The 21,328-nt window shown below is 69.3% G+C and carries 19 protein-coding genes and 2 pseudogenes; 13 read left to right on the top strand and 8 right to left on the bottom strand.

Features of this window, described 5'->3' with window-relative positions; translation table 11 throughout:
• Nucleotides 1-25 precede the first annotated feature (25 nt).
• From ACY34J_RS24790 to ACY34J_RS24750, 9 genes are all read left to right on the top strand, one after another.
• Complete coding sequence (locus tag ACY34J_RS24790) at nt 26-1,903, top strand: glycoside hydrolase family 15 protein (RefSeq protein WP_462728829.1); 1,878 nt, start codon at nt 26-28, stop codon at nt 1,901-1,903.
• A 124-nt stretch (nt 1,904-2,027) separates the two neighbouring features.
• On the top strand, nt 2,028-3,374 hold the full coding sequence (gene paaK, locus ACY34J_RS24785; protein ID WP_462728828.1) for a phenylacetate--CoA ligase PaaK: 1,347 nt from the start codon (nt 2,028-2,030) through the stop codon (nt 3,372-3,374).
• Between the two features lie 63 nt (nt 3,375-3,437).
• Nucleotides 3,438-4,538 carry a baeRF2 domain-containing protein gene (locus ACY34J_RS24780; RefSeq protein ID WP_462728827.1) on the top strand — a complete coding sequence of 367 codons (1,101 nt, stop codon included), beginning with the start codon at nt 3,438-3,440 and terminating at the stop codon, nt 4,536-4,538.
• A gap of 28 nt (nt 4,539-4,566) precedes the next feature.
• On the top strand, nt 4,567-5,682 hold the full coding sequence (locus ACY34J_RS24775; protein ID WP_462728826.1) for an XdhC family protein: 1,116 nt from the start codon (nt 4,567-4,569) through the stop codon (nt 5,680-5,682).
• A 97-nt stretch (nt 5,683-5,779) separates the two neighbouring features.
• Nucleotides 5,780-6,577 (top strand): SAM-dependent methyltransferase, encoded by a 798-nt coding sequence (locus tag ACY34J_RS24770; protein WP_462728825.1) that lies wholly within the window; start codon nt 5,780-5,782, stop codon nt 6,575-6,577.
• Between the two features lie 130 nt (nt 6,578-6,707).
• A complete protein-coding gene (locus tag ACY34J_RS24765; protein WP_462728824.1) occupies nt 6,708-6,875 on the top strand; it encodes a hypothetical protein in 168 nt (55 codons plus the stop codon).
• A gap of 246 nt (nt 6,876-7,121) precedes the next feature.
• Nucleotides 7,122-7,655, top strand: a complete 534-nt coding sequence (locus ACY34J_RS24760) for a class F sortase (protein ID WP_462728823.1) — start codon at nt 7,122-7,124, stop codon at nt 7,653-7,655.
• A 173-nt stretch (nt 7,656-7,828) separates the two neighbouring features.
• Nucleotides 7,829-8,035 (top strand): hypothetical protein, encoded by a 207-nt coding sequence (locus ACY34J_RS24755; protein ID WP_462728822.1) that lies wholly within the window; start codon nt 7,829-7,831, stop codon nt 8,033-8,035.
• A 46-nt stretch (nt 8,036-8,081) separates the two neighbouring features.
• Complete coding sequence (locus ACY34J_RS24750; protein WP_462728821.1) at nt 8,082-8,642, top strand: type 1 glutamine amidotransferase domain-containing protein; 561 nt, start codon at nt 8,082-8,084, stop codon at nt 8,640-8,642.
• A gap of 63 nt (nt 8,643-8,705) precedes the next feature.
• Here ACY34J_RS24750 and ACY34J_RS24745 read toward each other — a convergent pair.
• From ACY34J_RS24745 to ACY34J_RS24735, 3 genes and pseudogenes are all read right to left on the bottom strand, one after another.
• Nucleotides 8,706-9,552, bottom strand: a pseudogene (locus ACY34J_RS24745) (MFS transporter); the annotation flags it as partial.
• 119 nt (nt 9,553-9,671) lie between these two features.
• Nucleotides 9,672-11,519 (bottom strand): glycosyl hydrolase family 18 protein, encoded by a 1,848-nt coding sequence (locus ACY34J_RS24740; protein WP_462728820.1) that lies wholly within the window; start codon nt 11,517-11,519, stop codon nt 9,672-9,674.
• Nucleotides 11,520-11,632: 113 nt separating this feature from the next.
• Nucleotides 11,633-11,836, bottom strand: coding sequence for a hypothetical protein (locus tag ACY34J_RS24735; RefSeq protein ID WP_462728819.1), 204 nt, complete (start codon nt 11,834-11,836; stop codon nt 11,633-11,635).
• A gap of 260 nt (nt 11,837-12,096) precedes the next feature.
• Between ACY34J_RS24735 and ACY34J_RS24730 the strand changes: the two genes are divergently transcribed.
• Together ACY34J_RS24730 and ACY34J_RS24725 are read left to right on the top strand one after the other, a co-directional pair.
• Nucleotides 12,097-12,477 (top strand): DUF485 domain-containing protein, encoded by a 381-nt coding sequence (locus tag ACY34J_RS24730; protein WP_462728818.1) that lies wholly within the window; start codon nt 12,097-12,099, stop codon nt 12,475-12,477.
• Nucleotides 12,474-14,087 carry a sodium/solute symporter gene (locus tag ACY34J_RS24725; RefSeq protein WP_462728817.1) on the top strand — a complete coding sequence of 538 codons (1,614 nt, stop codon included), beginning with the start codon at nt 12,474-12,476 and terminating at the stop codon, nt 14,085-14,087. The genes ACY34J_RS24730 and ACY34J_RS24725 overlap by 4 nt, the downstream gene beginning before the upstream one ends.
• Nucleotides 14,088-14,105: 18 nt before the next feature.
• On the opposite strand, the gene ACY34J_RS24720 is transcribed toward ACY34J_RS24725, so the two are convergent.
• A complete protein-coding gene (locus ACY34J_RS24720; protein ID WP_462728816.1) occupies nt 14,106-15,119 on the bottom strand; it encodes an NADP-dependent oxidoreductase in 1,014 nt (337 codons plus the stop codon).
• Between the two features lie 228 nt (nt 15,120-15,347).
• Nucleotides 15,348-16,997, bottom strand: a complete 1,650-nt coding sequence (locus tag ACY34J_RS24715; RefSeq protein WP_462728815.1) for an FAD-binding oxidoreductase — start codon at nt 16,995-16,997, stop codon at nt 15,348-15,350.
• A gap of 146 nt (nt 16,998-17,143) precedes the next feature.
• Here ACY34J_RS24715 and ACY34J_RS24710 point away from each other — a divergent pair, with 146 nt between their 5' ends.
• Nucleotides 17,144-18,061, top strand: a complete 918-nt coding sequence (locus ACY34J_RS24710) for a D-alanyl-D-alanine carboxypeptidase family protein (RefSeq protein WP_462728814.1) — start codon at nt 17,144-17,146, stop codon at nt 18,059-18,061.
• A 51-nt stretch (nt 18,062-18,112) separates the two neighbouring features.
• On the opposite strand, the pseudogene ACY34J_RS24705 reads toward ACY34J_RS24710, so the two are convergent.
• Both ACY34J_RS24705 and ACY34J_RS24700 read right to left on the bottom strand, forming a co-directional pair.
• Nucleotides 18,113-18,280, bottom strand: a pseudogene (locus ACY34J_RS24705) (cytochrome P450); the annotation flags it as partial.
• Between the two features lie 378 nt (nt 18,281-18,658).
• Entirely contained in the window at nt 18,659-19,228 is a 570-nt protein-coding gene (locus ACY34J_RS24700; protein WP_462728813.1) for a hypothetical protein, read from the bottom strand.
• Between the two features lie 391 nt (nt 19,229-19,619).
• Here ACY34J_RS24700 and ACY34J_RS24695 point away from each other — a divergent pair, with 391 nt between their 5' ends.
• Nucleotides 19,620-20,021, top strand: a complete 402-nt coding sequence (locus ACY34J_RS24695; protein WP_462728812.1) for a hypothetical protein — start codon at nt 19,620-19,622, stop codon at nt 20,019-20,021.
• A 21-nt stretch (nt 20,022-20,042) separates the two neighbouring features.
• Here ACY34J_RS24695 and ACY34J_RS24690 read toward each other — a convergent pair whose 3' ends face one another.
• Nucleotides 20,043-21,125 carry an acyltransferase family protein gene (locus ACY34J_RS24690; protein WP_462728811.1) on the bottom strand — a complete coding sequence of 361 codons (1,083 nt, stop codon included), beginning with the start codon at nt 21,123-21,125 and terminating at the stop codon, nt 20,043-20,045.
• Between the last annotated feature and the right edge of the window lie 203 nt (nt 21,126-21,328).

Here is a 21,328-nt window from a genome sequence, read left to right as displayed (position 1 = left end):
CGCGGAAGGCGGGGAGGCTGATCGCATGACTGAGCAGTTCGGTGCTCGCCCGGACCCGACGGGCGGCGCCTACCAGTACCGGAACCGGACGCCCCCGGGCGGCATGTTCCGGTACCAGCCGATCGCCGACCACGGGCTGATCGGCGATCTGCGCAGCGTGGCGCTGGTGGGCACCAACGGCACCATCGACTGGTACTGCCCCGAACGCTTCGACGCGCCCAGCGCCTTCGCCTCGATCCTGGACGCCGACCGGGGCGGCTCGTTCGAGCTGGCCGCCGACGTGCCGGCCCGGACGAAGCAGTTCTACTTCCCCGACACCAATGTGCTGATCACTCGGTTCTTCTCGGCTGACGGGGTGGGCGAGATCCAGGACTTCATGCCGATCGTCGACGGCTCGCGCGAAGGGGGCCGGCACCGGTTGATCCGGCGCGTGGTCTGCGTTCGCGGCTCGATCCCCTTCCGGGCCCGGATCGCCCCCCGGTTCGGCTATGGCACCCAGCCGCACACCGTGCGGCTGGAGCAGGGCCAGGCGCTCTTCGAATCCCCGGATCTCTCTCTGGCGCTGACGGCCAGTGCGCCGATCGAGCGCGACGACAAGGACGTGTGGTCGGAGTTCAAGCTCCTCGAGGGCGAGACCGCGGTGTTCGCCCTCGACCGGATCGGTGACGACGTCGCCCTGCGCGCGTGTCCGCACGCCGAGGCGGAGGAGGAGTTCAACGCCACCGTACTGTTCTGGCGGAAATGGCTGTCAGCCTCGCGCTACCGGGGCCGGTGGCGGGAGATGGTGCACCGGTCCGCACTGACGCTCAAGCTGCTCACCTACGCGCCGACGGGTGCGATCGTGGCCGCGCCGACGACCGCCCTTCCCGAGCAGATCGGCGGCGAGCGCAACTGGGACTACCGGTACGTATGGATCCGCGATGCCGCGTTCTGCGTCTACGCGTTGCTCCGGCTGGGGTTCACCGACGAAGCCGAGGCCTTCATAAACTTCCTGCACGAACGCATCACTCTGCGCGACCCGGGTCATCCCTCGGGACCGCTGCAGATCATGTACGGCATCGACGGCCGCAGCGGCCTGCCCGAACGCGAGCTCCCCCTCGAGGGGTACCGGGGCTCTGCCCCCGTGCGGATCGGCAACGCGGCCGCCGAGCAGCTTCAACTCGACATCTACGGGGCGCTCATCGACTCCATCTACCTCTACGACAAGTGGGGGCAGCCCATTTCCAGCGACCACTGGGACGACGTCTGCCGACTGGTGGACTGGGTCTGCGACCACTGGGACCAGCCCGACGAGGGCATCTGGGAGACCCGCGGGGGGCGCAAGACCTTCCTGTATTCACGGCTGATGTGCTGGGTGGCGATCGAACGGGCCATCCGGATGGCCAACCGCCGTGGCCTGCCGGCCGATATGCCGCGCTGGCGGGAGACCCGGGATGTGATCTACCGGCGGATCATGCAGCGCGGCTGGTCCCCCCGGCGGAGGGCGTTCGTCCAGTACGAGGACGGCGATGTGCTCGACGCCTCGCTGCTGATGATGCCGCTCGCCAAGTTCATCTCCCCCACCGACCCGAAATGGCTCTCCACGCTCGATGCGCTCGGCGAGGACCTGGTGTCCGACTCGCTGGTGTACCGCTACGACCCCGAGGCCAGCCCGGACGGGCTGCGGGGCGAGGAGGGCACGTTCTCGATCTGCTCGTTCTGGTACGTGGAGGCGCTGGTGCGGGCCGGGCGCCGCGACGAGGCCCGGCTGGCCTTCGAGAAGATGCTCACCTACGCCAATCACGTCGGCCTGTACGCCGAGGAGATCGGCCACACCGGTGAGCAGCGCGGCAACTTCCCGCAGGCCTTCACCCACCTGGCGCTGATCAGCGCCGCGTTCAATCTGGACCGCGCTCTCGGCTGACGAGCCGCGGCCGGCGGGCGCGCCGCAACCCTTGACAGCCCGTACCGATGCTGGATTACTGGACGTCGCCGCAGGGCTAACCGAATGTTCGGTCGGTTCATGGATGGGTGGTGGAGGACAGACGATGAGCAGCGAACTCACGGCCACCGCGGCTCAGGCACGGCACCTGGGCAGCGCGCTTCCCCAGGAGCTGCTGGACGCCGGGGAGCGGATGAACCGCGAGCAGCTGCGGGCACACCAGCTCAGGCGTCTGAAGGCCACCCTGCGGCACGCGTACGATCATGTCGAGGTCTACCGGCGGAAGTTCGACGAGGCCGGGGTCACACCGGAGGACTGTCGCTCACTGGAGGACCTGGCCCGCTTCCCCTTCACCACCAAGGCCGACCTGCGCGACGCCTACCCCTTCGGCATGTTCGCCGTACCCACCGAACAGGTGCGCCGGATCCATGCCTCCAGCGGCACCACGGGCCGCCCCACCGTGGTCGGCTACACCGAGAACGACCTGTCGATGTGGGCCGACGTCGTCGCCCGCTCCATTCGCGCCGCCGGCGGCCGTCCCGGCCACAAGGTGCACATCTCCTACGGCTACGGGCTTTTCACCGGAGGGCTGGGGGCGCACTACGGAGCCGAGCGGGCCGGCTGCACCGTGATCCCCGCCTCCGGCGGAATGACGGCCCGGCAGGTCCGGATCATCCAGGACTTCCGGCCCGAGATCATCATGGTCACGCCCTCCTACATGCTCACGCTCCTCGACGAGTTCGAGCGGCAGGGCATCGACCCGCGCGGCACATCCCTCCAGGTCGGCATCTTCGGCGCCGAGCCGTGGACGGAGGAGATGCGCCGGGAGATCGAGGAGCGCCTGGACATCCACGCCGTCGACATATACGGCCTGTCCGAGGTCATCGGCCCGGGAGTGGCGCAGGAGTGCGTGGAGACCAAGGACGGACTGCACGTCTGGGAGGACCACTTCTATCCCGAGATCGTGGACCCGCTGGCGGACACGGCGGTCCCCGACGGCGAGGAGGGCGAACTGGCCTTCACCTCCCTCACCAAGGAGGCCATGCCGGTCATCCGCTACCGCACCCGGGACCTCACGCGGCTGCTGCCCGGCTCGGCCCGCCCCGCCTTCCGCCGGATCCAGAAGATCACCGGCCGCTGCGACGACATGATCATCCTGCGCGGGGTGAACCTCTTCCCCACCCAGGTCGAGGAGATCGTGCTGCGCATCCCGGGTGTCGCCCCGCACTTCCAGCTGCACCTGACCCGCCGCGGCCGGATGGACCAGCTGACCGTACGGGTCGAGGCCCGGCCCGGCGCCGGACCGGACCAGCGCGAGGCCGCTGCCACGGCCATCGCCAGGGGCGTGAAGGACGGGGTCGGCGTAACGGCGGAGGTGGCCGTCGTCGACCCCGAGACCCTGGAGCGCTCGGTCGGCAAGATCCGCCGTGTCGTCGACGACCGCGATCGGTGAACCGGCGGGGTGGTCGACCACGGGCTTCGGGGTAGCCGGGGGGTGAGCGGAGAGGAGGCCACGGTGAAGCTCTCCTTCCTCACACGCCTGTACGCCCGCCCCGGGCCGTATGCCTGTGCCTACGTGGACACCTCCCGGGACGTCGACGATCCGGACCGGGCCATCGATATGCGCCGTCGCCATCTGCGTGACGACCTGGCTGCGCAAGGAGCCGACAACGCCACCGTCACCGCGCTGACCAGGGTGGTCGGCGCCGACCGGGATGTGCCGGGACGGCACGGCCAGGCGATCTTCGCGGCTCGGGGGCGGCTGGCGCTGGCCGAGGAGCTGCCCGAACCGCCGGTTCACGACCAGGCCCGGTTCACCTCGCTGCCCGACGCGATGCCGCTGGCGCTGCAGCACGCCCCGGACATTCCGTACGTCGCCTTCGTCGTGCACCGCGCCGACCACCGGGGCGAGAGCGGGGTGCCGGAGGAGTTCGAGGTGGATCTCGAGGCCGGGAGGTGGCCGATCGGCACGGTCACGCCCGGTCCGCGGGTGCGTCGGCGGGTGCCGGTGGCGGACTGGCGCAGGGGTGCGCCGCAGTTCGTCGATGAGCTGGAGGAGCTGGCCGCCCGGGGCGGCGGCGCGGAGGTGATCGTGGTGCGCGGGGAGGTGTGGGCGCGCGGCGTCCTCGTTCACCACCTGCCCCGGCGTCTGCGCAGGCGTGTCGTCATCGTCGAGGGCGACGGGCGGGTGGACGACACGGGCCGGGCGCTGCTGGAGGAGGAGCTCGGCGATCTGTTCCGGGGGCGCATGGCGGCCCGGGACCGGGCCCAGGCGGAGACGTTCCTGGCACAGCGGGCCCGCGACGGCAGTGCTGCGGAGGGCATGCCGGCAACTGTCACCGCCCTGCAGCGTGGTCAGGCGAAGTCGCTTCTGCTGGGCCGTGGCACCCGGTTCCCTGGGCGGCTGTGGACCGGGCCGGAGCCGGCGGACATCGCCCTCTCCGCTACGGACCTGGCGTCCTTCGGGGTGAGCTCCGTCGAGGAGCACCCGGCCTCTGCCGCCCTGATCCGCGCGGTCTTCGGCACGGGCGCCGAGCTGGTTGTCGTACCGCAGGAGGACATGCCGCTGGATGACGGTGTGGGAGTGCTGCTGCGCTACTTGGATGCCGCCACCTGACGCGAGCGAGACCGGAGGACGAAGCGCGATGCGTGATGTGAAGCCGCAGCTGGACCGTTGGCTCGCCGAGGGCATTCCGTTCGGACTGGCCACCGTTGTGGGGGTGCGCGGCAGCGCGCCGCGGGACCCCGGCGCGGTGATGGCGGTCAGCGCCTCCGGGGAGGCCGTGGGCAGCGTCTCCGGTGGTTGTGTCGAGGGTGCGGTGTACGAGGTGGCGACCGAGGTGCTGCGCAACGGAGAGCCACAGCTGGAGAGCTACGGCATCAGCGACGACGAGGCGTTCTCGGTGGGCCTGACGTGTGGCGGGACCATCGACGTCCTGGTCCGGCGGGTCGACTCCGCCTCACCGATCGCCCAGGTGGTCGATGCACTGGGGCGCCAGGAGCCGGTGGCGGTGGCGACGGTGACCGGTGGCGCGGCGCCGCTGGGCGCCGAGCGCTGCGTCTGGCCGGACCGGGTGTACGGCTCACTCGGCAACGGCGGGCTCGATGCCGCGGTGACCGACGACGCCCGCGGGCTGCTGGCGCAGGGCAGAACCGGGATCGAGCACTATGGGCCGCGCGGTCAGCGCCGTATGGATGACGTCGCGGTGTTCGTCCAGTCCTTCGCTCCGCCGCCCCGGATGCTGGTCTTCGGCGCGACCGACTTCGCGGCAGCGGTGACCGGCATCGGCGCGTATCTGGGGTACCGGGTAACCGTGTGCGACGCGCGCCCGGTCTTCGCCACGGACCGGCGGTTCCCGCAGGCGCATGAGGTGGTGTGCGCATGGCCGCACGACTACCTCCAGCGGACCGAGGTCGACGAGCGCACGGTGATCTGTGTGCTCACCCACGATCCGAAGTTCGATGTGCCGCTGCTGGTGGCGGCGCTGCGGACCCCGGCCGCCTATATCGGTGTGATGGGCAGCCGCCGTACGCACGCCGACCGGACCGCACGGTTGCGGCAGGAGGGCGTGACCGACGCCGAGCTGGCCCGGCTGTCCGCCCCGATCGGGCTTGACCTGGGCTCCCGGACACCGGAGGAGACCGCGGTGTCCATCGCCGCGGAGATCATCCAGCGGCGCTGGTCCGGCACCGGCCACCCTCTGAGTCAGGTGAGCGGGAACATCCACCGCGATACGCCCACCCCATCGCGACCGCGCTGAACCACCGCAGCGATCCGGCGGATCGCCCGCGACGGCGGGCAGAGAATGGCATGCTCATTGCTTCACGCGGCGATCCCCGCAAGGCCAGGGAGTGCAGATGAACCGGACGGGCAGAGTGGACACCAGCGTGGCGCACAACGCCAGGGTGTGGAACTACTGGCTGGGCGGGAAGCACCACTACGCCGCTGACCGCGAAGTAGGTGATCATGTCGCCGCGATGTTCCCCAGCATCGCGGAGGTGGCCCGCGCCGACCGTGCGTTCCTCGGCCGTACGGTGAGCTATCTGGCGAACGACGAGGGAATCCGGCAGTTCCTGGACATCGGCACCGGTCTGCCGACCGCCGACAACACCCATGAGGTCGCCCAGCGGGTGGCCCCCAACTCACGGATCGTCTACGTCGACAACGATCCCATCGTGCTGGCCCACGCCCGCGCCCTGCTCACCAGTGGTCCGGAAGGCGCCACCGACTACGTCGAAGCCGACGCCCAGGACCCGGAAAAAATCCTGCAGGCCGCCTCGGAGACACTGGACTTCACCCGGCCTGTGGCGATCATGATGCTGGGAATCCTGAACTTCATCCTCGACACCGACCAGGCGCGGGCCATCGTGCGGCGACTGCTGAATGCCGTGCCGTCAGGCAGCTACCTGGTGCTCACTCACCCCACCCTGGAACTCGGCGGCGAAGCGAACGCGGCGGCCATGCGGTTCTGGAACGACCATGCCACCCCTGCGATCACCGCCCGCAGCAGCCAGGAGATCGCTCAATTCCTTGACGAGCTGGAGCTGTTGGAGCCGGGCCTGGTGTCCTGTGCGCTCTGGCGCCCGGAACTCGGCGACGAGGGGACCGCACCGGAGGCGGTGGCGCAGTTCGGCGCCGTCGGGCGAAAGCCCTGACAAGCTCCACCACACGTCGGCAGCTGCACCACGTCACTCCTGCCACGTCAATGTGACTCGCCGCAGGATTGCCCGGTAATCACCCGAATGGTGCCCATATTCGAGTAATTGGCCGGGTAGTCCATGAGCGATGGCTGGCGACCATCCCGCCGGCCTCACCATGTGCCAGGAGGACGACCATGTCAGCTGGGACCGGCGTGGCACGCTCGCCGCGGCCGGGCTGGTCACTGGAGCGGCGCTGCTGCCGCACCGCCGTGCCGCCGCGGGCATCAGGATCCGATCCCCCGCGGGGGCTTGATCGTCGTTCCCGCAGCGAGCGCCGCGGGCTTGGCCACCGAAGGGCGAGGGCGCCATCGGGTGGAGCGCTCCCGTTCCATCTTCTCCCCAACCGATCACACGGAAGGCACAGACCGTGCGAAAACCAGTCCAGCGCGGCACCCGCGCAGCCCTTGCCGCGGCGGCTGCCGCAGTATGTGCCGGCAGCTGGATGGTCTACGCGGGTACACACACCGAAGGTCCGCCCCGCCCCTCGGCGGCTGACGCCTTGACGAGCGCCGCCCCGGAGGCGAACACCGCACCCACCCCGGCGCCGACCGTGGCCCCGCTGAAACCCTCCCCGCCCACGCGCATTCGCATCCCCAGGATCGGCGTCAACGCTCCCATCGTGGGTCTGGGACTGGACCGGACCGGGCAGCTGAAGGCACCGCCGATGGAGGACAAGAACCTGGCGGGCTGGTACCGGAACGGCCCGAGCCCGGGCAGCGCCGGGAACGCCATCGTCGACGGGCACGTCGACACCCCGCAGGGACGGGCCGTCTTCTACGCCCTGGGTGCCCTGCACAAGGGCGACACCATCTCCATCACCCGGGCGGACCGGAGCACGGCGGAGTTCTCCATATACGGCATCGAGGTCTACGCGAAGAACGCCTTCCCCAGCGACCACGTGTACGGCGACACGAAGGGGCCGGAACTGCGGGTGATCACCTGCGGCGGCGGCTACACCAAGGCCACCGGCTATCTGGGAAACGTCGTGGTCTACGCCCGGATGGTCAAGGCCGTTCCCGCACCCGGCGGTTGACCAGCGGCCTCGTCCGTACGCAGTGCGACCACGGATGTACGGAAGGTCTGGTGTACGCGGCGCGCGATCAGTACATCGGCAGTCGTAGGGCGCCAAGGCCATGGCAACCGTACGGCCGGGGGGCCGGTCGTGCCCGAGATGCGCCGCCGCCGTGGGCGGCGCACCCTGGAGGCATGGGCACTCCGCCCGTAGTTGTGTACCCCCCGACGTCGGCGCCATGGCCCTTCCGGCGGGTGGAGATCAACGGCGTGCTGGTGGGCCGGGCATATTCGGTCGAGGATGTCAAAGAGTTCATGCGCCGCGCCGGGATCGACAACGCTGACGTCGAGGACCCCTCGGTGGTGGAGTGGCAGGACGGCGACAGCAGCGTCTGGTCGTAAGGGCCGCTGTGAGCCGTCCCCACACCGCTCAGTGAAGGACCAGCGCATGGCACATGAACTGCGCGGCCAGAAGGTCGCGATCCTGGCCGCCGACGGCGTCGAGCGCGTGGAACTCGAGCAACCGCGCGGCGCCCTCCACGGCGCCGGGGCGAAGACCGAGATCCTCTCGGTCCGGCCCGGCGAGATACAGGCGCGTCAGTGGGACCTGCATCAGGCGGGGACCTTCCCCGTCGACCGGCTGGTCGTCGACGCCGACGTCGACGACTACGACGCGCTGCTGCTGCCCGGCGGCACCATGAACCCCGACCAGCTCCGTCTCAATCGGGACGCGGTCGGCTTCGTCAAGGCGTTCGTGAACAGCGGGAAGCCGGTCGCCACCATCTGTCACGGCCCGTGGACCCTGGTGGAAGCGGACGTCGTGCGCGGACGCCGCTTCACCTCCTGGCCGAGCATCCGGACCGATCTGCGCAACGCGGGGGCTGAGGTCGTCGAGCAAGAGGTCGTCATCGACGGCCAGTTCACCTCCAGCCGTTCGCCCGCCGACCTGCCGGCCTTCTGCGCCGCCATCATCGAACAGTTCGCCCAGGCCCACCACCATGTGACCTGACCCGGCCAGGCCGCGGGGCCGGCACGGCTCAGCCGACCACCGCCGGGGCCAAGGCCGCTGTCATCAGCCGCCGGGCAGCGCCGCTGCCATCGGCGGGCACGGTCCATGTATCCGCTTCGAAGTCTCCGGGCAAGGCGTACGCGAGCGTGCGGTCGTCCAGCCAGACGGCCTGGTCGTCGACGCCGCGGTGCTCGGCGAGCGGCCGCTCGCGCATGCTGCGCAGGTCGAGCACGTACAGCCGCCAGGGCCCGTCGGCCGGCAGCCCGGGCACCCGCTTCTTGAACGCCGGCCGGGTTCCGTCCGGGGAGCGAGCAGCCCGCTGGAGCGCAGCTCGGGCGGTGTCGAGCCTGCCGCGGCGGCCATGAGCACGACCGCACGCCGTCGGTGGCGGCGTAGAAGGCGCCGTGCAGACGAGCACCTCGATCCCGACCGGCAGCGCCGGACCGGGTACCGGCGCGAGGACCAGCATGAACGCGGCCAGGAGACCCCGATGGCCGGTGAGGAAGACCCTACACCGGCCGAACCGGTCGGCTGCCTGTCCGAGCGGTACGGCGAGCAGCAGGAACGGACCGGCTGTGACCAGCGGCAGCAGGGGGAACCACTCCTGGGGAAACGCGGTGATCGGGCCCAGCAGCGCTCCCGCGGTGTCCATGGCCCGGTGCACGCCGAAGGAACGCCCCCGGGCGTCGGGCGGGGAGGCGAGCGAGATCATGGCGTCGCGCGGCGCCGTCCGCAGGCCCTTGCCCGTAGGGTCGGCGGCGAGCACAGCGCCGATCAGCGGCACGCTGTGCACAACGAGCAGGGCCGGTTTGCCCAGCGCGGACAGCCCGTAACCGACAGCCGCGGCGGCCTTGTGGCGCCCGCCACGGTCGGCGAGACGGCCTCCGATCAGGCGGACCAGGCTCCGTACAGCACGGTGGCGATGTGGTTGTTGCGGCGCTGAAAAATGAAGGGCCGCCAAACAGTCGGAACGCGCGAGAAACCGGGGAGACGGTGGGCGGGGCCGTCTCCCCGGTCGCTGATGGGGACCTACCCCAGGCCGTTGTCGATCGCGGTCATCAGCTCGCCGTTGGCGGTGTCACCGCTGAACTCCCAGAAGAACGCGCCTCCCAGGCCCTGGCTCTTCACGTAGTTCATCTTTCCGGCGATGGTGGCGGGGGTGTCGTAGCTCCACCAGTTGCTGCCGCAGTGCGCGTAGGCCGTGCCGGCGATGGTGCCGGTGGCCGGGCATGAGCCCTTGAGCACCTTGTAATCCTCGATGCCCTGCTCATAGGTGCCCGGGGCCGGTCCGCCGGCCGTGCCACCGGGCGCGCTCTGGGTGACCCCGGTCCAGCCGCGGCCGTAGAAGCCGATGCCGAGGTTGAGCTTGCCGGACGGGATGCCCTTGCCCTTGAGCTTCTGGATGGCGGCATCGGAGTTGAACCCCTGCTGCGGGATGCCGCTGTAGGAGGTGAGCGGGGAGTGCGGGGCGGTCGGCCCATCCCCGTCCCAAGCCCCGAAGAAGTCGTACGTCATGACGTTGTAGAAGTCGACGTACTGCACGGCTCCGGCGTAGTCGGCGGCGTCGATCTTGCCGCCGCTGGAGGCGTCGGCCGTGATGGCCGCGGTGACCAGGTTGCCGCTGCCGAACTTGGCGCGCAGGGCCTGCATCAGGTTCTTCAGGGCCGCCGCTCCGCTGGTGTCACAGGACAGACCGCAGGCGTTGGGATACTCCCAGTCGATGTCGATGCCGTCGAAGACATCCGCCCAGCGGGGGTCCTCCACCAGGTCGTAGCAGGACTGGGCAAAGGCCGCCGGGTTCTTGGCCGCCTCGGTGAAGCCGCCGGACCAGGTCCAGCCGCCGAAGGACCACAGCACTTTGATGTTCGGGTACTTCTTCTTGAGCTTGCGCAACTGGTTGAAGCTGCCGCGCAACGGCTGGTCCCAGGTGTCGGCCACGCCGTCGACGCTCTGGTCGGCGGTGTAGGCCTTGTCGTAGTCGGCGTAGGAGTCACCGATCGCGCACTTGCCGCCGGTGACGTTGCCGAAGGCGTAGTTGATGTGGGTCAGCTTGGCCGCGGTGCCGGAGGTGACCAAGTTCTTGACGTGGTAGTTCCGGCCGTAGACGCCCCACTCCGCGAAGTAGCCGAGCTTGACCATGCCGTCTCGGCCACCTCCGCCGCCTCCGTCGCCCGCTGTGGTGACGGTGGTCGTGCCGCTGGCGGGGCCGACCTGGTCGGCGGTGTCGCGCGCCTTCACGCTGTAGGAGTAGGTGGTGCCGGCCGTCAGCCCGGTGTCGTTGTAGCTGGTGCCGGTGACGGTGGCGATCTTTGTGGAGCCGCGGTAGACGTCGTAGTTCTTGACACCCTTGTCGTCAGTGGCCGCGGTCCACTTGAGCGTCAGCGAGGTGGTGGTGACATTGCCGGCGCTTGGAGTGCCGGGCGCGGAGGGCGGGTTGTCTCCAGGGGTGCTGCCGCCGTCGCAGGAGCCGCCGTTGATCCTGCAGCCACTGGCGCTGCCGCCGCCTTTGCCGTTGAAGCCGAAGCTGACGGTTGCGCCGGGCGCCAAAGTGCCGTTGTAGCTCTTGTTCTTGGCGGTCCAGTGGGTGCCGGAGCCGGTGACATCGGCGTCCCAGGCCGAGGTCACCGAGGTGCCGGCGGGGAAGTCCCACTCGACGGTCCAGCTGTTGATGGCCGCGGTGCCGGTGTTCTTCACCGTCCACTTGCCTTCGAAGCCGGTACCCCAGTCGGAGACCTTGGTGTAGGTGGCTGTTGCCTCGGCGGCCTGGGCGGGGGCGGCCAGACCGACGAGTGCGGCAAGGGGGAGCAGCAGCGCGGTGAGGGCTGCGAAGGCTCTGTATCCAGGACGTCTGGTGCCTTGAAAGAGTCGACTGCTCAAAGGGTGCTCCTCGAGTGGGGGTACGAGGACGAATGGGTGACCTGCGCCGCCCGGTGAGCCGCATGCCGCGCCCACCACAGTGTTGAGGAGCGTAAGAAGGTCTGGACCAATGGTCAAGAGGTCTGGACCAAAACGGCGGAGGGCTCTTTCAGTGGGGGCTCTTGGTGGCTGTGGACGAAGAAGCGGTCTCCAGGCATCCGATGGAGCGTGAATTCCGTGGTGGTGTGGTGCGACCACGCCTGGAGCTCACCGATATCGAACGCCGGATCACCTTCGCCGCCGAAGACCACGATGGGGCAGCCGAACATCTCATCCATGTGGCGTCGGCTCGCTGCCGTAGCGCATCCGGTTCTTTCCCCCTGAACACGTTAGGCCGTAGTTCTCACGGGATGCGGAGCATGGCATACCCGCGAGTAGCATGCAAATGACAGGTTGCCGCCCGACATTGACGCCCTGTGAGTAGTTTGTGGCGCAAAAGAGTTCGAGCAAGAGCACTTCCGCACATGCTGACCAGTCGGTATCGTCCCCGACTCGGGTCACTCGACCCTTGAAAATCAAACCAATGGAGGGTCGAGGGATGACCTATCACGACAACGTCTGGTATCCCCCGGAGGCGCCGCCACCACCCCGGCGCTCCCGGACGGACAGCCAGGCGTACGCCCGGCCCCGCCACACGGAGCTGGCGTCCCTGCGCTCGGCCTACCGCATCCTCCGCCGGGTCTCGACGCTCACCGCGCTCGGCTGCTTCGTCATCTATGTGATGCTGTCCTGCTTTGCCAGGGATCTGATGGCCGCTCGGATAGCCGGTGAGCTGACCTTCGGGATCGCTCTGGGGCTGATCCAACTTGCCGTGACGTTCGCCGCGGTCCGCTGGTACGCGCACAGCGCGCGGCGGTCGGTGGACCCGCTGGCGCTGGAGATCAGACAGCAGACCCTCGGTGCCGAGGTGGGGGAATGAACGATTTCAGCTCCGGGACGGAGACCACCGTCCTGATCATCTTCACCGCGCTCGTCACCCTGACGTTGCTGATCTGCGTCATGGCCGGGCCGGACCGCGATGACCTGCCGAACTTCTACACGGGCTACCGCACACTGACCCCGTTCAAGAACGGCCTGGCGATCGCGGGCGACTACATCTCCGCGGCCACCGTGCTGAGCACCACCGGCATCATCGCGCTCGCCGGGTACGACGGTTTCGTGCTGGCGATGAGCACCGCGATGTCGCTGGTGCTGCTGATGTTCCTGCTGGCTGAACCCCTGCGCAACGCGGGCAGGTTCACCATGGGCGACGTCCTGGCCCGCAACATGCCCGGTCGTGCGGTGCGCATCGCCGCCAGCGTGGTCACCCTCGCCGCGTCCCTGCCGTTCCTGATCGTCCAGCTGTCCGGGGCGGGCTCGCTGCTGACCTTCATCCTCGACATCCGGCTCGACGGCGCCAAGACGACGTGCATCGCCATCGTCGGAGCGTTGATGATCATTTACGCGGCCGTCGGCGGTATGCGTGGAACCGCGATCATCCAGATCATCAAAATCGTGCTGCTGCTCGGCACCAGTGCCATCGTCGCCGTCCTGGTGCTGAACCGCTTCGACTGGAGCGCCGACGCGCTGCTCCAAGCCGCTCAGCGCGGCAGCGGCGCCGGGCCGCGGTTCCTCGAGCAGGGCCTGCAGGAGGGTGGTTCGACCAGCGCCAAGCTGGACTGGGTCAGTCAGCAGATCACCATCGTCCTCGGCGTGGGCGTCCTGCCGCACATCACCATGCGTCTGTACTCGGCGAAGGACGCTCCGGCCGTGCGCCGCTCGATGTCCTGGGCGGTCGGCGCGGTCACCACCTTCTGTCTGCTGGTGGTCGTCATCGGCACCGGGGCAGCGGCACTGGTCGGATCGCGCGCGATCGTCGCGGCCGACCCGCACGGCAGTTCCGCCGTGCTGATGCTGTCCCGGATGCTCGGAGGGGGGCCGTCCTCGGCCGGCCAGACCCTGGTCTACACGGCCGTGGCCGGGACGATCTTCATCACGCTGCTGTCATCGGTGGCGGGGATGACCCTGGCAGCGGCGTCCTCTCTCGCCCACGACCTCTTCGCCCAGGCGGCGCGGCGCGGACGGGCCACCCCCCGCACCGAGATGACGGTTGCGGGGTGGACCAGCGTTGGGGTGGGCACCATCGCCATCGTGCTCGCCACCCTGGTGCAGGACTGGAATCTCAGGGTGCTGACCACCGTGGCGATCTGCGTCGGGGCGTCGGCCGTGGCGCCCGCGCTGACGTACTCCCTGTTCTGGCGGGGATTCACCTCTCGGGGTCTGCTGGCCACGCTCTACGGCGGCACAGCGTGCACGCTGGTGGTGATGGCCTTCTCGAAGGCCGTCTCGGGCACGCCCGATTCCGCCTTCCCCGACCATGACTTCCACTGGTTCCCGCTGCAGTCCGCCGGGCTGATCTCCATCCCGGTCGGCTATCTCGCGGGCTGGCTCGGCAGCTGTCTCGACCGCCGCTACCGTACCGCCGTCAGCCAGGAGACCCGACGGCGGTACGAGGCGAGCGAGGCACAGCTGCTGGCCGCCGCCGACTGACGCCAAGCGCCGACGGTCTTACTCGTCCGTCACCTTCAGGACGAGCTTGCCGAGGTTCTCACCGTTGAACAGCCGCAGCAGCGTGTCGGGAAACGCCTTCACACCGCCATTGACCACGTCCTCGATGGACCGCAGTTTCCCGGCAACCAGCCACTCGGCCAGCTCGGCGGTGGCCTCGGCGTACCGGTCGGCGTAGTCGAAGACCACCATGCCCGTCATCGAGGCGCGATTGACCAGCAGGGACATGTAGTTGGCCGGTCCTTTGACCGCCTCTACGCTGTTGTACTGGGAGATCGCGCCGCAGATGACGATACGGGCTCCGCGGGCCAGCCGAGTGAGCACGGTGTCCAGCACATCTCCGCCGACATTGTCGAAGTAGACGTCCACCCCGTCCGGCGCGTGCTCGCGCAGTGCCTTGCGGACATCGTCGGCCTTGTAGTCGATGGCGGCGTCGAACCCGAGCTCCTCGACGACCAGTCGGCACTTACGCTCGCCGCCGGCGATCCCGATCACCCGGCAGCCCTTGAGCTTGGCGATCTGACCGACCACGCTGCCGACCGCGCCCGCGGCGCCGGAGACGACGACGGTCTGCCCCGGCTCCGGGCGCCCGATGTCGAGCAGTCCGAAGTACGCCGTCATCCCCGTCATGCCGAGGGTGCCCAAGTACACCGGCAGCGGCGCCAGTGCGGGGTCGACCTTGGTGAGGCCGCGCCCGTTGGACAGGCAGTACTCCTGCACACCGAGCAGGCCCATCACATGGTCGCCGACGGCGAAGCCGGGGTGGTGGGAGGCGATGACCCGCCCCACCCCGCCGGCACGCATCACTTCGCCGATCTCCACGGGAGGTATGTAGGACTTGCCCTCGTTCATCCAGCCGCGCATCGCCGGGTCAAGCGAGAGGTGGGTCACCTCGATCAGCAGCTCACCGTCGCCGGGCTCGGCGAGCGGCTCCTCGACGTAGTCCCAGTCGGTGGGCTTGGGCAGGCCCACGGGCCGGGCCGCCAGCCGGAACTGGTGGTTGATGCGGCTCATCTGGACGGCTCCTCAGCTGCGGTAGTGGATATTTCACACCGACTGGTCGGTATGGGGTCAGTGGGAGGCTAGCCGCAGGCCATGCGCGCAGGCAAGAGATCCCTTCCCCGTTACGGCCGGCCGAGGCAGGTCCCCGCAGCATGAGGCGGCCCGCCACCGGCGCCCGAGAGGGGCGCAGCCAGGTGGCGGGCCGTATGGCGCAGGAGTTGACGGCCCCGGCGCAGAACCTCAGATGGCCTGGGGGTAGCGGAAGAGACGACCGGGATCGTAGGCCGCCTTGATCTCCGCAAGGCGGGCGGCATTGGCCCCGTAGTACGCACGGCGCCAGTCCCTCAGCTTCGGGTCCGTGTAGTTCTGGTACGCCTGCCCGCTCGCCCATGGGCGCATCGCCTCGTGCGTGCCGTCGAGCCAGGCGACGTGCCGGGCCACCGTGGTGGCCGAGGCGCTGTCCGGCCAGGAGACGATGTACTGGGCCAGGAAGAGCCCGTCGCGGTGGACGAATGCCGTGTCGCGTGCCCTCACCCGGTTCACCGCCCCGCCCAGCGCGTCGAGCGCGACGCTGCCGGCGCCGCCTCCGCTCAGCCGGCCCAGCCGCTCCACGCGCGCGAGCAGTGCCTTGATGCCGTCCGCCGGGATGCGACGGGTGTAGAAGTCCGAGCGTGCGGCGTACGACTCGCGCGAGATCCGGCCCTGCGGTGTGCGACCCGGCAGCGTTCCCTTCTGGTGGGCCTGCGCGATGGTGAAGCCGGAAACCCCGCCCATCACCTTCATCGCGTCCATGAACGGCCGGGTGCGTACGAATATTGAGCGAGCGGGCGCGCCAATGGCGTCGGCGAGCCGGTCGAGGCGGTTTTCCAGGTCGGACCGGCCGCCGAGGGTGAGGCCGCCTACGGTGACGGAGCCCGGGTGGCCGCCGGACGGAGCGGAGAGGTGCAGGTTGGCCCAGATCTCGTCGGGCGCCGCCGGTGCCCAGCGCTGCCACTCGCGCACCACGGCGGCGGCCCGCGACCACGGCCAGCTGAGGAAGAACGTGGTGCACGTGGGCGCCGCGTGGGTACGGAACCGCAGCTCGGTCACGACACCGAAGTTGGCGTTGCCGCCGCCGCGAAGCGCCCAGAACAGATCGGGGTCATGCGTGGCGTCCACGGTGCGGATCCGGCCATCGGCCGTCACGATGCGGGCGCCGGTGATGCTGTCGCTGGTCAGCCCGTACGCACGGCACACGACGCCGACGCCACCGCCAAGGGCGAGCCCCGAGACGCCGACGGTGGGGCAGGATCCGGCCGGGATCGTCCGGCCCCGCGCGGTCAACCTGCTGTAGACGTCGATGAGTTTGGCCCCGGCGCCGACCGTCGCGGTGCTGCCGGAGAGCGAGACGGACGCCATCTTCTGGACGTCGACGATGAGACCGCTCCCGGACGACCACCCCGCGTACGAGTGGCCGCCGCTTCGCACGGTGACGGCGACGCCCAGGCGGCGGGCGAATTCGAGGCATTCGCGCACGTCCTCGGGGCGGGCGCAGTACGCGATGCCGGCCGGGTGGATTCCGTCGAAGCGGGGGTTGAACAACGTGCGGGCGGCGTTGTAGTCGCGGTCGCCGGGGCGCACCAGCGTTCCGTCGAGGCTCCGGGACAGTGCGGCCCAGTCGGCGGCGCGGGCCGAGCCGGCGGGCCCGGCTGCCCTGGCCGGCGTGGTGGCGCGGGTCGTGGCGGGCGTCGTCCGTGCCGAGGCGGGCGTACACGCACTGCCCACACCCCAGGCGGCTGCGGCGGCGGCCGCGCCGGCGCTCGCGCGCAGCAGGTTTCGGCGGGTGTGGCCGCCGCCGGCCGGCTCCCCCGCCACGTGTATCGCCTCGTGCTGCCGCGCCACCGTGCCCATTTCCCCGATCCTCACTGGTCGTTGACCCCCGTGAGGATGACGGGTGAAGGCGGCGACTGGTTGCGCACGACCCCGACGTTCCTTGCCATTCGGCCCGATGCGATGATGCGGACGTTCTGTTCGGCATGTGGGGAAACGGAGCAAAGATGACCAGAGGCTTAAGACCCGTTCGCCGGTGGGGGGTTGCGGCCGTCGCCTCAGCGTCCGCGGTGTCGGTGCTGGTGCCAACCGGTACGGCGCAGGCGGCGAGCGGCCCGTCGGGCATCACCGCCAAGGGCGCGTTTCTGCTCGACAGTGGGCCGGGCAGGCAGCTGTGGAGCAAGACCGCGGACACCAAGCGGCAGATGGCCAGCACCACCAAGGTCATGACCGCCGTCGTGGTGCTGGACACCAGAGGCGTAAACCTCGACAAGCTCGTCACCGTCAAGCAGGCCTACCGCGACTACGTGACCCGTAACGGCGCGAGCACGGCGGACCTGCGCACGGGCGACAAGCTCACCGTCCGGCAGCTGCTGTACGGGCTGATGCTGCCCTCGGGGTGTGACGCGGCCTACGCGCTGGCCGACACCTTCGGTACGGGCAGCACGATGAGCGCCCGGACCAAGTCCTTCATCTCCAAGATGAACAAGAAGGCCGACGCGCTGGGTATGCCCAACACCGAGTACGACTCATTCGACGGCATTTCGCAGCGCGGCAACAACTACACCACGCCCCGTGACATGGCCAGGCTCGCCCGCCACGCCATGGGCAGCGGCACGTTCGGTTCGGTCGTGAAGGCGGCCAGTACCCGGCAGAAGGCGACCAACGGCCGCACGTACACCTGGTACAACACCAACAAGCTGCTGGGCTCGTACAGCGGCGCGATCGGCATCAAGACCGGGACCGGCACCGCGGCGGGGCCGTGCCTGGTGTTCGCCGCCAAGCGGGGCACCCGCACGATCGTCGGTGTCATCCTCAACGACACCAACCGGTACCGGGACGCCGCGAAGATGCTCGACTGGGCGTTCGGCACCCGGACCACGGTGGCGTGGCGCCAGCTTCCCCAGAGCGCCCAGCGGGACTGACCGGCTCAGCATTGTCCGTCCGCCGGCGTGGTCGGCGGACGGACAACGCTTTTAGGCCACGATGCCGTCGAGGTCGACCGGCACGTGGCGGGGGCCGCGCAGCACCGGGTTCTGCCGGTACGGGGGCGGGTCCGCCACGAGCCGGGGGTTCTTCAGCCTCCGGGCGAGTTCGGTCAGTGCGAGCTGGGTCTCCAGCCGGGCGAGTGCGGCCCCGAACCAGGGCCGGGCGCGGACGCCGGCGGCGATCAGCAGACGGTCGTACTCGACCTCCTGGCCGTCCTCCAGGCGTACCCGTTTCGCCGTCAGATCCAGGCCGGTGGCCTGACAGCGGTTGAGATCGACGACAAGTCTCATGGCGGACATATCGCCCTTCGTTGGTTCCGCACACCGGCAGCCGTGAGGACCGCATGAACCTTTTGTGCTGCACGATTCCTGGGTGTGCATGCGGGGACGGCCAAACGAAGGGCGACAGTCACTCTTCACGGGTGCGCGGTGCGCCCGGAGAGCTCAGGCAGCAGTCACAACCCGGTCCGGGCTACGGCTGCACAGGAGCAAGCCGCACCACCCGGTGTACCGGCGCGGCGCGAGCGGACGGGCTCAGCCGCCGAGGAGACCGCCGACCAGGCCGCCCACCCCGCTGACCACGCCGCCCAGCGGACCGCCGTCGTGTCGGTCGCCGGACTTGTCGGGGCTCTCGGAGGGCGGGGTGGACTGCTCGGACTCGGAGGGCGAAGCCGGGCTGGAGGAAGCGGGCTCGGGGCTCGACGGTGGCTGCGATGTCGGCCCGGCGGTGCCGGGAGAGGCCGGCTGGGCCGGGGTGTCCGAAGCCGGTCGCGGCGCGTCCCCGGAGTCGGAGGTCCGGTCGGTCTGAGTCTGCTGGAGGGCCTTCGGCTGCGTGGCAGATTGGGTCGCGAGGGCCGTCGGCGTCGGGCGCTCGGGCTTTGCGTCGGCCACCGGCTGCGTCCGCTCCGACTCCGGAGCGGAAGCCTCGGTACGGTTGTGCGTGGGCTTGCGGCCGGGGTCAGACGTGGCCTGCACGCCGACCGGGCCGCCCGCTGTCTCATTGATGGCGAAGGCGAGCGCGGTCGCCACGCCCACAGCCGCAGCCGCCTTGACCGCCGTCGACCGTCCGCCACGCACACCCATGGACCGCCGGTGCCTGCCCATGCTGCTACCTCTCCCGGATGGAATGACTCGCTCCGCCGCCCAAGTAAACCTTGGGCGACGTAACGAACCAGTGTTTGATATGCGTTCGTTACGTGAAGATCTTGCGCATACCCAGCGTGGAGGCGTAAGAACTCTGACGCGCTGGGGCAAGGCGATCATAATTTCACATGCCGTAATTCCGGCGGCATTTTCGTAGATTCGAGGTTTTTCAGGCGACGAGCTGCTATGGGGCCGTCGCCCTCCGAGCGGTACGCCCGGCCGGCGACGGGAGCCGACGGATGCCGCTGCCGCTCCCCCCGTAGCCGCAGGTGAGCGCAGCGATCGGAATAGTGCAATCCGTTACCTGCCTCACCCTTTGCCGCTTGCGGCCAGGACGGCATACTGCGGCGACATGACCATTACCGGCGAAGCCATCACCACCGAGCGGCTCGACGAACTTATCGGCGATGACTCGATCGCCACCGTGCACCGGGCACTGTGGCTCCTCCTGTGGGAGGGCGAACTTCGGGTCCTCGACCTGCTGTCCCTCCACGTGCAGGATGTCGACCTCGAGCAGCGGCAGATGAGCACCTCGGCCACCCGGAGTGCGGTGCCCGACGGGGAACCGCACTTCAGCGACCGTGCGGCGCGACTGCTGCGCGAGGTGATCGGCGACCGGGAGAGCGGACCGCTGTTCGCCGTGAGCGCGCGTGCGCTGACCTGGGAGGAGGCGGTGCAGGTCGCCGACGAGCAGGGGCATGGCATCCATGCGTTCCGGGCGGGCGGCAGGCTGCACCGCCACCAGTCCGACTAGGACTGGGACGAGACCTGGTTGTCATCGTGCGGCTGCGGTGCTGGAGGAGGTGCCGCTGTCCAGCGTCCTGAACGATGAGAGGAACGCCCAGTCCAGACGCGGTTCCGTGACGGGGCGCAAGAGCCGCCGCACGGGCGGCGAGGTGAGCACCAGCGCGAGCGCGACGCCGAAGGCGCTGACGGCCACTTCGCCGACGGGCGTGTGCCAGAAAGCCGCAGCGAACCAGTCCTCCCACGCGGCAGTGCGGATGAAGAACCCGTGCAGCAGGTAGGCACACAGCGTTCCCGCGCCCAGCCCGGTGAACCAGGTACGCCGGCGCGGTACCCACGCCAGGAAGGCCGCCGCCAGAATCAATGAACAGGCGGTCGTGACCAGGGTCATCGCCGCGCCGACCCACCAGGCCACATGCATCTCGCTCCAACTGTGGTTGTGCATGGCCCACTCGGCGGTCATCCGCCCCCTGACCCAGTACGCCATGCCCGCGGCGGCGACGAGCATCGGCACGGCGGCGATTCGTACCCACTTCGCGCGCAGCATCTGCCAGTGCTCGGGACGGAGCACCAGGCCGATCACAAAGAACGGCAGGAACTGCATCACTCGGTCGAGGTTGAGATTCGAGCCCAGGGGGTTCGCCGCGGCGATGAGCGCCAGGGCGATGGACAGTCCGACCGCGACGTACCAGCGCATCACCATCCACAGCGGGGCAGTGAGCCGCCAGACGAACAGGGCGAGCAGAAACCAGGTGAGATACCAGGGAGACAGCAGGCTGAGATCGTTGTGCCGGTCGTCGACGACGTTGCCGTAGAGGGTGTAGGCCGTCTCGAAGATCACATACGGTACGGCGATACCGGTGATCAGCCGCTTGACCTGACGGGGGGTGAAGCGGAAACTGCGCGAGAAATAGCCGGAGATCATAATGAACACCGGCATATGGAACATATAGACGAACAGGTAGCCGGCCCACACGGCGCGGCTGTCCTTCAGCGGCTGCCAGGCATGTCCGGCGACGACCAGCACCATGGCCAGCAGCTTTGCGTTGTCGAAGAACGCGTCCCGGCCCGAATCCCGCTCGTCACTCGCCTGTGAGGCCTGGTAGGAGCGCAACAACAGATTCCCCTTGCGATCGACACGGCGATGTGCACCCCCACTCCCTACACGTTGTAGGGCTTGATGACATTTCGCAACCCTACGACACGTAGTGTCGAGCCTAGGGGGCCGTCGAGGCCGCGGACTGTGCGACACGCCACCCGTAATGAGCTGCGCGGCCGTGCCCCTGCCCGACGCCCGTGGCATTCCGTGGGCTAGTA

This window comes from Streptomyces sp. HSS9-12 (assembly GCF_054963655.1).
This window is presented reverse-complemented; position numbering and strand designations above follow the sequence as displayed.